Raw genomic sequence first — 11,486 nt, forward strand, 5'->3', positions numbered from 1 at the left:
CGTGGCCGGGGTAGAAGAGCCCGCACCTCGGCTGCGGGCGTAGTTCAGAGGTAGAACGTCAGCTTCCCAAGCTGAATGTCGTGGGTTCGATTCCCATCGCCCGCTCCACCCCCCCTTCCCGGCATCAGTGGTGACCGTTCCCAGCGGATCCGGCAGGACCGTTACGCTGCCGGCAGCCTCAGAAAGCCGTGAGGGAGCCGCCCCCGGCCTTTCGCCGCAACGCAGCATGCGTTCAATGATGCGACCCGGACAGGAGCATCCATGCGGCATCCCCTCATCCTCTCCAGCCTGCTGGCCCTCGCGAGCTGCGGCTATGAGGCCGCCGACACGGCGCATCAGGCGCAGATCAACATGGTGGGCATGACCTCGGCCGATCTGCAGTCCTGCGCGGGGGTGCCTGACAAGACCAGCAAGATCGACGCGCGCACGCAGATCTTCAGCTACATCCTCAGGAACCCATCCTCGGGCGGCATCGAGGTGACGCTGCCGATCATCGGCGGCGGCTACACGATCAACGGCAGCGGCTGGAACTGCACGGCCAATTTCCGGCTGGTGGACAACAAGGTCGCCGCCCTTTTCTACAGCGGCGACACCGACCGCGGGATCGGCGAGGACGGCATCTGCGAGCCCATTATCCGGGGCTGCATGCGGCGGCCGCAATCGAGCATGCTGCCGGTCAGCCAGCAGACCAATGCCTCCGCCTTCTCGCAGCCGCCCGCGCCGCCGACACCCGTCGAGACGGCGCCCCCGGCCCCGGTGATCGATCCGGATGCGGTGGCGCGGATGCCCACGGTGGGGCGGTAGAGCGTTCGCGGGGGGGGGCGCCAGACGGCGCCCTCCCCGCTTCTCAGCCGGCGCCCAGGGCCCAGAGCAGCACGCCCTTCTGGGCATGCAACCGGTTCTCGGCCTCATCGAAGACCACGGATTGCGGGCCGTCGATCACCTCGTCGGTGATCTCCTCGCCACGATGGGCCGGCAGGCAGTGCATGACGATCGCATCCGGCGCCGCGTGGCGCAGCAACTGGGTGTTGAGCTGGTAGGGCGCCAGCAGGTTCTGGCGGCGGGCGGCGGTGCCGTCCTCCTCGTCCGACATGCTGACCCAGGTATCCGTCACCACGCAACGCGCGCCGCGCACGGCAGCCACGGCATCGTCCGTCACCTCGATCCGCGCACCCTCGGCCCGGGCCCAGTCCACCAGTTGCGCCGGGGGCGAGAGCTCCGGCGGCGTGGCGACGCGCAGCGTGAAGTCGAAGCGCGCCGCGGCCTGGATGAAGGAACGGGCGACGTTGTTGCCGTCGCCGGTCCAGGCCACGACCTGACCCGCGATGGGGCCGCGATGCTCCTCGAAGGTCATCACATCCGCCATGATCTGGCAGGGATGCGACAGGTCGGTGAGGCCGTTGATCACCGGCACCGTGGCGTGCTCCACCAGTTCGCACAGCTTCCCGGCGGAATCCGTGCGGAGCATGATGGCATCCACGTATCGGGACAGGACGCGGGCCGTGTCGGCCGGGCTTTCGCCGCGTCCGAGCTGGCTGTCCTTTCCGCTCAGCACCACCACGTCGCCGCCGAGCTGACGGATGCCGACCTCGAAGGAAACGCGGGTGCGGGTGGAAGGCTTCTCGAAGATCAGCGCAACGGTCTTGCCGGCCAGCGGCCTGTCCGCCATCTCGCCGCGCTTGCAGCGCATGCCGAGATCCAGCATGTGCCGCAGCGTCGGGGAATCATGATCCGAGAGATCCAGGAAATGCCGGAGGGAGGGTTTCCCCTCCCCCGGCACCAGCCCGGATGCCGATGACATTGCCGATCCCGGCACGGACTTGAGCGCGGCACTCATTGGGCTGCTGCCCTGTCCCGGGCCGGCTCCATGCGGGCCGCGGCGCGGTCGAGGCGGCGCAGCGCCTCGTCGGCCTCGGCCTCGGTGATGATCAGCGGCGGCGCCAGGCGCAGCACGTTCATCCCGGCCGCGACGGTGAGGAGGCCTTCCTCCACCGCCATGGCCTGCATGGCGGTGTTGGAGAGGTCCTCGCGCAGCCGCAGGCCCATCAGCAGCCCGGCGCCCTGCACGCCGATCGCCACGCGCGGGTGCCGCGCGGCGAGGTCCTGCAGCCCACGCCAGAGATGGCGCGCCACGCGGTCCACCCCGTCCAGGAAGCCCGGTTCGAGGATCACGTCCAGCACGGCATTGCCGGCGGTGCAGGCCAGCGGGTTGCCGCCATAGGTCGTGCCATGAGTGCCGGGCACGAGGTACTTGGCCACATGCTCCCGCGCCAGCACGGCGCCGAGCGGAAAGCCGCCGCCGATGCCCTTGGCCGAGGACATCACGTCCGGCTCGATCCCGGCCCACTGGTGCGCCCAGAGCTTGCCGGAGCGGCCCATGCCCGTCTGCACCTCGTCCAGCGCCAGCAGCAGGCCGTATTCGTCGCAAACGGCGCGCAGCTCGCGCAGGAAGCGCAGGTCGGCGGGGCGAACGCCGCCCTCGCCCTGGATCGGCTCGATCATGATGCCGGCGGTGTTCGGCCCGATGGCGTCGCGCACGGCGTTCATGTTGCCGAAGGGGACGTGGTCGAAGCCCTCCACCGGCGGGCCGAAGCCTGCCAGGTATTTCGGGTTGCCCGTGGCCGAGAGCGTGGCCAGGGTGCGGCCGTGGAAGGCGCCCTCGAAGCAGATCATGCGGAAACGCTCGGGGCGCCCGGTCTCGGCATAGTGCTTGCGCACCGCCTTGATCATGCCCTCGTTCGCCTCGGCGCCCGAATTGCAGAAGAAGACGCTGTCGGCGAAGGAACTCTCCACCAGCCGCTGTGCCAGGCGCTCGGCCTGCGGCACGCGGTAGAGGTTGGAGACGTGCATCACCTTGCCGACCTGCTCGGCGATGGCGGCCGTGAGGTGCGGATGCGCGTGACCGAGGCTGGTGGTGGCGATGCCGGCGCCGAAATCGAGGAATCGTCGCCCGTCCGCCGTCCACAGCCAAGCGCCCTCGCCCCGCTCGAAAGCGAGGTCGGCGCGGTTGTAGGTCGGCATCAAGGCGGGGATCACGTGTCGGTTCATCCAGAAATCGACTCCCGGCCCGGTGCGACGGCCGCAGCCGGACGGGGAGTCAAGACCATGCCGCAAAGGCAAAAGACGGTCAAAGCGTGGACCGGCCGGTGGCCGCGAAAAATTCGCTCCCCACCCCTACAGGGCATGAAAAGGGGGTGCCGGCATGCCAGCTCCCCTTCGCTGTCCCGGAGGCATGGCCCCGGGACCCGCAGCTTCTCAGCGGCGGCAGTCGTTCGGATCGGTGGTGTTGAGCGCGCGGCTGACCGCGGTGCCCGGCGGGTTGTTGGCCGTGCAGTCACGCTGGCGCGGATAGGCGCCTGAGACATCGGTCCCCGCGGCGCGGTCCAGCGTCCGTTCCGCCGCCGTGCCCGGCGGGTTCACGCGCGTGCCGTCGGACTGCGCCGGATAGGCACCCGAGGTGTTCGTTCCCGCGGCACGGTCCAGCGCCCGTTCGGCCGCGGTCCCAGGCGGGTTGCCCCGGTTGCCGGGCCCATGATCGCAGGCCGCCAGTCCAGCCAGTGCGGTGAAGGCGATGAGGCCGCGTAGCATCGGGCGATGGATCATCCCTGAGGAACTCCTGATCTGTTCTTGCCCCCGAACGGGGGACATGACCGCAACGTTGCTCACGGAGGAGGGTTCCACGCAGAGATGCCAGGGCGGCATGAGGAAAGAAGGCCGGACGGGCGAACAGGGAAACGGCCCGGATGCGAGGGCATCCGGGCCGTTCGAAGCATCCGTCGCCGGCACCGCCCGCGAGGAGCGGCCCCGGCCAGGATCACGGCTCAGCCGCGATTGCGGGTGGCGTCGTAGCTGAAGGACGGCAGGGCGGTCAGGCTCTCCTTGGTCACGCCGTTCAGCACCCAGCGATCGTTCTCGCCGCTCCAGCGCAGCTGGTCGAAGGGAACGCTGACCAGCTTGGCACCGATGCCCAGGAAGCCACCCACGGACAGGATCGCCGTCGGCGCCCCCCCGTTGCCGATCAGCAGGTCATCCACCGACCCGATGGTCTCGTTGCGGTCGTTGTAGACATTGGCACCGATCACCTTGCTCGCCCGGTCGGACTGGGCGGCATGGGTCATGCCCATGGTGCCGCTGCGGGCGGCATTGTTGCCCGTGTCGCTGGTCGCGCGGTCAGCGGCGCGGCCGGCCGCGGTGCCGGGCGGGTTGTTGGCCGTGCCATCGCTGTTCTGCGGATAGGCACCGGTCATGTTCGTGCCCAGCGCGCGGTCCGTCGCGCGGCCCAGGGCCGTGCCGGGCGGATTGCCGGGCGTGCCGTCGGCGGGGGTGTGGCTGCCGGTCGCGGAATCCGCTGCCCGCTGCGTGGCGGTGGAGGAAGGATTGCCCGGCGTGCCATCGCGCGGCGTGGAGGTGTTCTGCGCCATCACCGGCAGGGCCAGCATCGCGGCCACGGCGGTCATGCCGAGGAGGTTCTTACGCATCGTTCTTCTCTCCGGGACTGGGGTTCTCCGATGCCCGCTGGAACGCGCCCTGCCCGGCCACGGTTGCGAATCGTTCATGCGCGCCATGCGCGAAAACACGTCGCCGCCGCGCCGGGCGTGGAACGGGTGCGATAGGCCGCACCCGGCTTCCGTGCCACTATGCCGCCGTGGCGCAAGGTGATCGGCAAAGGCCCGGCCGGAAGGCACGGGACATGGGAGGAAGCGCGGTTGGGCCGCCGCAGGCCCCGCGGCGCCCGCGCGAGATTCCGGCGGGCGCGGCGCCGGACGCGGCCTCGCTGCGGGAGGCCGCGCTGAACCACCTGGCCCGTTTCGCCAGCACGGAAAGCAACCTCGTCCGCGTGCTGCAACGGCGCATCGCCCGCTGGGCGCAGCGCGCGGAGCGCGAGGGCCAGCCGTCGGAGGAGATCGCCCGACATGTCGCGGCGGCGCGGGAAAAGGCGGCGCAAGCGGCGCGTGACATGGTCTCCGCCGGCGCGGTGGACGATGCCGCCTTTGCCGCGGCCCGGGTCCGGCGGCTGAGCCGGGCAGGACGTTCCCGCCGCGCCGTGGCGGCGCATCTGGCGGGCAAGGGCGTGGCGGCGGAAACCGCGGGCGCGGCGCTGGAGGACAGCGCCACCGACGAGCTCGACGCCGCCCTGGCGCATCTGCGCCGCCGCCGGCAGGGCCCCTTCGCCCCCGGCGCGGCGGAGGAGCCGGCGGACGAGGCGGCGCGGCTGAAGGCGCTGGGCGCCCTGGCCCGGGCCGGCTTCCCCCGCGACATCGCCGAGCGCGCCCTGGACCTTTCCCCCGAGGAGGCCACCGAACGCCTCCTCGCCGCGCGCCGCGACTGAGATGGGCATGACGGAACCGACGGGCCCCGCATCGCCCCGCGAGCCCTTCACCCGCGAGGGCCTCCGCCGTGGGGCCCGCACCGCCCTGCCGCTGCTGATCGGCTACCTGCCCTTCGCCATGGTGATCGGCGTGATCTCCCAGGCGCACGGCCTGTCGCTGCTGGAAACCGGGCTGATGGGCGCCACGGTCTTCGCCGGCGCCTCGCAGCTCCTGGCGCTGGAGCTCTGGGCCGATCCGGTGCCGGTGGTGGCGACCATCGTGGCGGCGCTGGTGGTGAACCTGCGCTTCCTGCCGATCACGGCCTCCCTGTCGCACTGGTTCGTGCGGCTGCGCGGCTGGCGCGTCTGGGGCACGTTGGCGACCGTCACCGACCATGCCCTGGCCTTCTCCGTCACCGAGGAGCGGGCGGGGCGGGTCGATGCGGGCTTTCTGCTCGGCCTCGGCCTCGTCACCTGGGTCGGCTGGATCGTCTTCTGCGTGGGCGGGCACATGCTGGGCAGCGCCGTGGTGCTGCCGCCCGGCCATGCGCTCTACTTCGCCTCCGTTTCCGCCTTCATCTCGCTGCTGGTGCCGCTCTGGCGCGGCTTCGGGCGAGACCTGCTGCCCTGGCTGCTGGCCGCCATCCTGTCGCTGGGCCTCTTCCTGCTCGGCATGCCGACGCCCTTGCCGCTGCTGTCCGGCGCCCTGGGCGGGGCGTTCCTGGCCGCCTGGCTGGCCACGCGCCGCCGGAACATCCAGCCCGGGGCCGCGCCATGACCCACTCCCCCTGGCTGCTGCGCGGCGACGTGCTGATCGCCGTGCTGGGCATGGGCCTGGTCACCTTCCTGTGCCGGATCGGTGGCCATATCCTGCGCCAGGCCTTCCGCCTGCCGCCCTTCGTGGAAACCATGCTGCGGGAACTGCCCGGCCCGCTGTTCGTCGCCTATGTCGCGCCCGCGCTCTGGCTGCAGGGGCCCGCCGGCCTGGGTGGCGCGGCGCTGGCGGTGCTGGTGCAATGGCGGACGCGGCAGCTCGCCCTTTCCATCCCGGCCGGTGTGCTGGGCGTGGCACTGGCGCGGGAGGCCGCCGCGTTGGTGGAGCAGGGTGCCGCTTTCGGCGCCAGTTTCCTGGGTTCCTGACCCAACCCCGCCTCGCTTCGCGGCACGGGCTGCGCCGCCTGCCTGGGTCGGGGCGCGGCACCTTCCTTGCTTGTCGTTGCAGCGCACAATAACTGGAACGGCACAGCCGGGATAAGCAGGAGCCCCGCTTGCGCGTGCTGCTGGTGGATGACGAAGAGGACCGCGCGGCCACGGTCAGCGCCGGGCTGACCGCCGCCGGCTGCACGGTGGTCGCGGTGGCGCCGGATGCGACGCAGCTCACCCGCCGCGTGCGGGAGAGCGGCGCCGACGTCATCGTTTGCGCGCTCGACGACCCCTCGCGCGATGCGCTGGAAAGCATGGGCGCGCTGCACCGGGACGAGCCGCGCCCGGTGGTGGTCTTCGCCGCACGTGGCGACACCGACCAGATCCAGGCGGCACTGGAGGCCGGGGTGGCTGCCTATGTGGTGGAGGGCCTGTCGCCGGAGCGCGTCCGCCCGGTCATCGAGGTCGCCATCCTGCGTTTCCGCGCGCACCAGGCCCTGCGGCGGGAGTTGGAGGAGGCGCGGGCCAGCCTCGCAGAACGCAAGCTGATCGACGCCGCCAAGCTGCGCCTGATGCAACAGGCAAAGCTGAGCGAGCCGGAGGCCTACAAGCGCCTGCGGCGGATGGCGATGGAGAGGCGGATCAGGCTGATCGATCTGGCAGCAGAAATTCTGACACTTTCATAGTCAAATGCTTTTCTAGTGCGCATATTTGCCCAAGGTCGTAAAAAAATGCCCTTGTTAAAATCCTTTTCGTTTTGACCTTCGCTCCAGGGCTATGATTTAAGCATTCCCACCGGGGCCGCGCTCAAGGATGCGCGCGGCAAGCGAACCCGGATCGAGACAGCGGTCCAAGGGCGGATCGCCAGCCATCCCCGCCAGGGGTCCGGACCCGATCCGCGTGTCTGCCGCAACCCTCGCCCCTCCCCGTCCCGTGCTGCTGAGCGAACTGGGCTCCGGCCTGCTCCGGCTGGGCTTCGTGCCGCTGACCGACGCCGCGCCGCTGCTGGTGGCTCAGGAACTGGGCATGTTCGCCGCCGCCGGGCTGCGGGTCGTGCTTTCCGCCGAGACAGCCTGGGCCGCGGTGCGCGACAAGATCGCCTTCGGCGGGCTGGACGCGGCCCACCTGCTCGGGCCGATGCCCATCGCCCTGGCCTGCGGTCTGGGCGGCGTGCGGCATCGGCTGGCGATCGGCGCCGGACTCGGCCTGAACGGCAACCGGCTGGTCCTGTCCGGCGCCCTTGCCGCGCGGCTCGACCCGGCTCTGCCGCTGACGCCGCAGGGCTTCGCCGCGCTGGTGCGCGCGCTGCCCGCGCCGCCGCGCCTCGCCGTGGTCTTCCCCTTCTCCTCGCACAACTACCTGCTGCGCCACTGGGTGGCGCTGGGCGGGCTCAACCCGGACCGGGACCTGCACCTCTGCGTGCTGCCGCCCTCCCGGGCCGGCGATGCGCTGGCGACCGGGGAGATCGACGGCTTCTGCGCCGGCGAGCCCTGGGGCAGCGAGGCGGCGGCACGCGGTGCCGGCCGCATCGTGCTGAGCAGCGGCGAGATCTGGGCCGGTCATCCGGAGAAGATGCTGGCCTTCTCCGAGGAATTCGTCGCCATGCGGCGCGAGGAATCCGTGGCCTGCACCGCCGCCGTGATCGCCGCCGCGCGCTGGCTGGACGATCCCGCGAACCGCGGCGAGGCCATCGCCATCCTGCGCGCCCGGGCCTTCCCCGGCCTCGCGAAGGAAACGATCGGCCTCGCCCTGGAGGGCGCGCTCCCGGATGGCCGCCTGCTCCCCGAGGAAGCACGGCTGCGCTTCCGCCCCGCCACCCTGCCGCGCGCCGACAGCGCGCGCTGGTGGCTGCGCCAGATGCGGCGCTGGGGGCACCTGCCCGCCGGTGCCGGGGAGGCCGGGGCCCTCGCCCCCTATGACGACGGCCTGTGGCGCGAGGCCGCCGCCCGTCTCTCCGAACCCGAACCTGCCCTTTCTCGCCCGGAGCCCCAGGCATGACGATCTCCCGCCGCGCCGCCCTTTCGGCCACTGCCGCCCTTTTCGCCGCCGCCCGCGCCGCCACGCCGCGCGGTGCCTTCGCCCAGGGCTCGACCGCGCCCGAGGTGACCAAGGCCACGCTCGGCTACATCGCTCTCACGGACTCCGCGCCGCTGATCGTGGCGAAGGAGAAGGGCCTCTTCGCCAAATACGGCATGGCGGATGTCGAGGTGGTGAAGCAGGCCTCCTGGGGCGCCACGCGTGACAACCTTGTGCTCGGCGGCGGGGCCGGCGGCATCGACGGCGCGCATCTGCTGACGCCGATGGCCTATCTGCTGCAGGCTGGCAGGATCACGCAGAACAGCCAGCCGCTGGCGATGAACATCCTGGCGCGGCTGAACGTGAACGGCCAGGGCCTCTCCGTCGCCGCGAAGCACAAGGGCGCCACCATCGACGCCGCCCCGCTGAAATCCGTGCTGACGCCGGACAGCAAGGTGGCCATGACCTTCCGCGGCGGCACGCACGACCTGTGGCTCCGCTACTGGCTCGCCGCCGCCGGCATCGATCCGGAGAAGGACGCGCAGACCATCGTCGTGCCGCCGCCGCAGATGGTGGCGAACATGAAGGTCGGCACCATGGATGCCTTCTGCGTCGGCGAGCCCTGGCCGGCGCAGACGGTGAACCAGAAGCTTGGCTACACCGCCGCCGTCACCGGCGAGCTGTGGAAGGACCACCCGGAGAAGGCCTTTGCCCTGCGCGCGGACTGGGTGAAGGCGAACCCGAAGGCCGCCGAGGCGCTGACCGCCGCCGTCATCGAGGCGCAGCGCTGGTGCGACGCCGACGCCAACAAGGCGGAGATGTGCGCCATCATCGGCAAGCGCGCCTGGTTCAACGTGCCGGTCGCCGACATCCTGGAGCGTTCGCGCGGCAACATCGACTATGGCGACGGGCGGAAGGTCGAGAGCTCGCCGCTGCTGATGAAGTTCTGGCGCGACAACGCCTCCTTCCCCTTCGCCAGCCACGACCTGTGGTTCCTCACCGAGGACATCCGCTGGGGCGTGCTGCCGGAGAACACCGACACCCGGGCGCTGGTGGCGCAGGTGAACCGCGCCGATGTCTGGCGCGCCGCCGCCGCCCGCGCGGGCGTGCCGGATGCCGAGGTGCCGCAGGGCGACAGCCGTGGCGTCGAGACCTTCTTCGACGGCAAGCGCTTCGATCCCGCCAATCCGCGCGCCTATCTCGACTCCCTTTCCATCAAGAAGCTGGCTGGAGCCTGAGCCCGATGAACGCCGTCACCCCCGTCAAGGGCGTGCCCGCCGGTGGCTCCACCACCGCACCGCCCGAGTTCCGCCAGCCCTCCGCCCTGGCGCTGAAGGTCCGCCATGTCGCGCAGAACGTCCTGCCGCCGCTGCTCGTGCTGCTGGTGCTGGGCCTGGTCTGGCAGGTGCTCTGCTCCCGCCCGGATGCCACGCTCCCCGCGCCCAGCAAGGTCTGGACGGACAGCTACGACCTGATCGTCGATCCCTTCTTCGACCGTGGCGGGTTGGACAAGGGCCTGTTCTGGCACCTCGCCGCCTCGCTCTCCCGCGTCGCCATGGGCTTCTCCATCGCGGTGGTGGTAGGCATCGCCACGGGGATGCTGATCGGCACCTCGGACTTCGCCATGCGCGGCCTCGACCCGCTCTTCCAGGTGCTGCGCACCGTGCCGCCGCTGGCCTGGCTGCCGCTCTCCCTCGCCGCCTTCCGCGAGGCGCAGCCCTCGGCGATCTTCGTGATCTTCATCACCTCGGTCTGGCCGATCATCATCAACACCGCCGTCGGCGTGCGCAACGTGCCGCAGGACTACCGCAACGTCGCCAAGGTGCTGCGGATGAGCCTGCCCGACTGGTTCCTGCGCATCGTGATCCCCTCCGCCGCGCCCTACATCTTCACCGGCCTGCGCATCGGCGTCGGCCTTTCCTGGCTCGCCATCATCGCGGCGGAGATGCTGATCGGCGGCGTCGGCATCGGCTTCTTCATCTGGGATGCCTGGAACTCCTCCAACCTCTCCGACATCATCGTGGCGCTGGTCTATGTCGGCGTGGTCGGCTTCCTGCTCGACCGCCTCGTCGCCCTGATCGGCCGCCTCGTCACCCGCGGCACCGCCTCGGCCTGAAGGAAGCGACCGACATGACCAGCATCCAGGCCCAGGGGCAGACCCAGGGGCAGACCCAAGGGCAGAACCAGGGCCAGACAGCGGCCCCGGCGCAGGCGGCGCCTCCGGCCACGCAGGGCCCCGCCTTCCTCGAGATCACCCGCCTCTCGATCCGTTTCGGCACCAACATCCCGGTGCTGAGCAACGTGGACCTGCGCATCGCGAAGGGCGAGTACATCTCGGTGATCGGCCATTCCGGCTGCGGCAAGTCCACGCTGCTGAACGTGGTGGCGGGGCTGCTGCCCGCATCGCTGGGCGGCGTGGTGCTGGAGGGCCGCGAGGTCAACCAGCCCGGGCCCGACCGCGCCGTGGTGTTCCAGAACCACAGCCTGCTGCCCTGGCTCACCTGCTACGAGAATGTCCGCCTCGCCGTGGACCGCACCGTGGGCCGGAAGATGTCGCGCGCCGCGCGGCACGAATGGACCATGGAGAATATCGAGCTGGTCCGCATGACCCATGCGAAGGACCGGCGCCCGGCCGAGATCTCCGGCGGCATGAAGCAGCGCATCGGCATCGCCCGGGCGCTGTCGATGAAGCCCTCCGTGCTGCTGCTGGACGAGCCCTTCGGCGCGCTGGACGCGCTGACCCGCGCGCATCTGCAGGACCAGGTGATGGACATCCATGCCCGGCTCGGCACCACGGTGATGATGATCACCCATGACGTGGACGAGGCCGTGCTGCTGTCCGACCGCATCGTGATGCTGACCAACGGGCCGAATGCCCAGGTGGGCGAGATCCTGGAGGTGGGCCTGCCGCGCCCGCGCGACCGGCTGGCGCTCGCCTCCGATCCGAAGTTCCTCCATGCCCGCGAGGCGGTGCTGCGCTTCCTGCACGAGCGCCACTCCCTCCCGGCCGCGCATTGAG

At 70.9% G+C, this 11,486-nt stretch carries 13 protein-coding genes and 1 tRNA gene; 10 read left to right on the top strand and 4 right to left on the bottom strand.

The annotated features are described in order from the left end of the window. The first annotated feature begins 33 nt into the window (after positions 1 to 33). A tRNA-Gly gene (locus tag CTJ15_RS12665) sits at positions 34 to 108 on the top strand. A 153-nt stretch (positions 109 to 261) separates the two neighbouring features. Continuing rightward, a complete protein-coding gene (locus tag CTJ15_RS12670; RefSeq protein ID WP_019461047.1) occupies positions 262 to 804 on the top strand; it encodes a hypothetical protein in 543 nt (180 codons plus the stop codon). Positions 805 to 847: 43 nt separating this feature from the next. On the opposite strand, the gene argF is transcribed toward CTJ15_RS12670, so the two are convergent. The 4 genes from argF to CTJ15_RS12690 form a co-directional block, all read right to left on the bottom strand. After that, complete coding sequence (gene argF, locus CTJ15_RS12675) at positions 848 to 1,801, bottom strand: ornithine carbamoyltransferase (protein WP_075822404.1); 954 nt, start codon at positions 1,799 to 1,801, stop codon at positions 848 to 850. Between the two features lie 32 nt (positions 1,802 to 1,833). Further along, positions 1,834 to 3,036 carry an aspartate aminotransferase family protein gene (locus CTJ15_RS12680; protein ID WP_058389595.1) on the bottom strand — a complete coding sequence of 401 codons (1,203 nt, stop codon included), beginning with the start codon at positions 3,034 to 3,036 and terminating at the stop codon, positions 1,834 to 1,836. A 219-nt stretch (positions 3,037 to 3,255) separates the two neighbouring features. Then, positions 3,256 to 3,603: a hypothetical protein gene (locus tag CTJ15_RS12685; protein ID WP_019461044.1), complete on the bottom strand. Its 348-nt coding sequence runs from the start codon at positions 3,601 to 3,603 to the stop codon at positions 3,256 to 3,258. 218 nt (positions 3,604 to 3,821) lie between these two features. Then, positions 3,822 to 4,478, bottom strand: coding sequence for a PRC-barrel domain-containing protein (locus CTJ15_RS12690; RefSeq protein ID WP_058389594.1), 657 nt, complete (start codon positions 4,476 to 4,478; stop codon positions 3,822 to 3,824). 212 nt (positions 4,479 to 4,690) lie between these two features. Here CTJ15_RS12690 and CTJ15_RS12695 point away from each other — a divergent pair, with 212 nt between their 5' ends. The 8 genes from CTJ15_RS12695 to CTJ15_RS12730 all read left to right on the top strand — a co-directional run bounded on the left by CTJ15_RS12695 (position 4,691) and on the right by CTJ15_RS12730 (position 11,485). Further along, a complete protein-coding gene (locus CTJ15_RS12695; RefSeq protein ID WP_079253240.1) occupies positions 4,691 to 5,329 on the top strand; it encodes a RecX family transcriptional regulator in 639 nt (212 codons plus the stop codon). A gap of 7 nt (positions 5,330 to 5,336) precedes the next feature. Next, positions 5,337 to 6,086 (top strand): AzlC family ABC transporter permease, encoded by a 750-nt coding sequence (locus CTJ15_RS12700; RefSeq protein ID WP_226946126.1) that lies wholly within the window; start codon positions 5,337 to 5,339, stop codon positions 6,084 to 6,086. Continuing rightward, positions 6,083 to 6,448, top strand: a complete 366-nt coding sequence (locus CTJ15_RS12705) for an AzlD family protein (RefSeq protein ID WP_019461040.1) — start codon at positions 6,083 to 6,085, stop codon at positions 6,446 to 6,448. Before CTJ15_RS12700 ends, CTJ15_RS12705 begins: the two co-directional genes overlap by 4 nt. 134 nt (positions 6,449 to 6,582) lie before the next feature. Further along, on the top strand, positions 6,583 to 7,137 hold the full coding sequence (locus tag CTJ15_RS12710; RefSeq protein ID WP_226946156.1) for an ANTAR domain-containing response regulator: 555 nt from the start codon (positions 6,583 to 6,585) through the stop codon (positions 7,135 to 7,137). Between the two features lie 214 nt (positions 7,138 to 7,351). After that, positions 7,352 to 8,449: a CmpA/NrtA family ABC transporter substrate-binding protein gene (locus CTJ15_RS12715; protein ID WP_171982278.1), complete on the top strand. Its 1,098-nt coding sequence runs from the start codon at positions 7,352 to 7,354 to the stop codon at positions 8,447 to 8,449. Continuing rightward, positions 8,446 to 9,705, top strand: coding sequence for a CmpA/NrtA family ABC transporter substrate-binding protein (locus CTJ15_RS12720; protein WP_058389591.1), 1,260 nt, complete (start codon positions 8,446 to 8,448; stop codon positions 9,703 to 9,705). Before CTJ15_RS12715 ends, CTJ15_RS12720 begins: the two co-directional genes overlap by 4 nt. A 5-nt stretch (positions 9,706 to 9,710) precedes the next feature. After that, a complete protein-coding gene (gene ntrB, locus CTJ15_RS12725) occupies positions 9,711 to 10,583 on the top strand; it encodes a nitrate ABC transporter permease (protein ID WP_019461036.1) in 873 nt (290 codons plus the stop codon). A gap of 14 nt (positions 10,584 to 10,597) precedes the next feature. Continuing rightward, positions 10,598 to 11,485, top strand: a complete 888-nt coding sequence (locus CTJ15_RS12730; protein ID WP_099781592.1) for an ABC transporter ATP-binding protein — start codon at positions 10,598 to 10,600, stop codon at positions 11,483 to 11,485. Position 11,486 lies beyond the last annotated feature (1 nt).

Origin of the sequence: Roseomonas sp. FDAARGOS_362 (assembly GCF_002754815.1) — a bacterium.
Classification (GTDB): domain Bacteria; phylum Pseudomonadota; class Alphaproteobacteria; order Acetobacterales; family Acetobacteraceae; genus Roseomonas; species Roseomonas mucosa.

What these genes read in the sequence shown, in the direction of transcription:
- CTJ15_RS12670 (WP_019461047.1), top strand. Translation starts at nt 262, where the DNA reads ATGCGGCATCCCCTCATCCTCTCCAGCCTGCTGGCCCTCGCGAGCTGC.
- argF (WP_075822404.1), bottom strand. Translation starts at nt 1,801, where the DNA reads ATGTCATCGGCATCCGGGCTGGTGCCGGGGGAGGGGAAACCCTCCCTC.
- CTJ15_RS12685 (WP_019461044.1), bottom strand. Translation starts at nt 3,603, where the DNA reads ATGATCCATCGCCCGATGCTACGCGGCCTCATCGCCTTCACCGCACTG.
- CTJ15_RS12690 (WP_058389594.1), bottom strand. Translation starts at nt 4,478, where the DNA reads ATGCGTAAGAACCTCCTCGGCATGACCGCCGTGGCCGCGATGCTGGCC.
- CTJ15_RS12695 (WP_079253240.1), top strand. Translation starts at nt 4,691, where the DNA reads ATGGGAGGAAGCGCGGTTGGGCCGCCGCAGGCCCCGCGGCGCCCGCGC.
- CTJ15_RS12700 (WP_226946126.1), top strand. Translation starts at nt 5,337, where the DNA reads ATGACGGAACCGACGGGCCCCGCATCGCCCCGCGAGCCCTTCACCCGC.
- CTJ15_RS12705 (WP_019461040.1), top strand. Translation starts at nt 6,083, where the DNA reads ATGACCCACTCCCCCTGGCTGCTGCGCGGCGACGTGCTGATCGCCGTG.
- CTJ15_RS12720 (WP_058389591.1), top strand. Translation starts at nt 8,446, where the DNA reads ATGACGATCTCCCGCCGCGCCGCCCTTTCGGCCACTGCCGCCCTTTTC.
- ntrB (WP_019461036.1), top strand. Translation starts at nt 9,711, where the DNA reads ATGAACGCCGTCACCCCCGTCAAGGGCGTGCCCGCCGGTGGCTCCACC.
- CTJ15_RS12730 (WP_099781592.1), top strand. Translation starts at nt 10,598, where the DNA reads ATGACCAGCATCCAGGCCCAGGGGCAGACCCAGGGGCAGACCCAAGGG.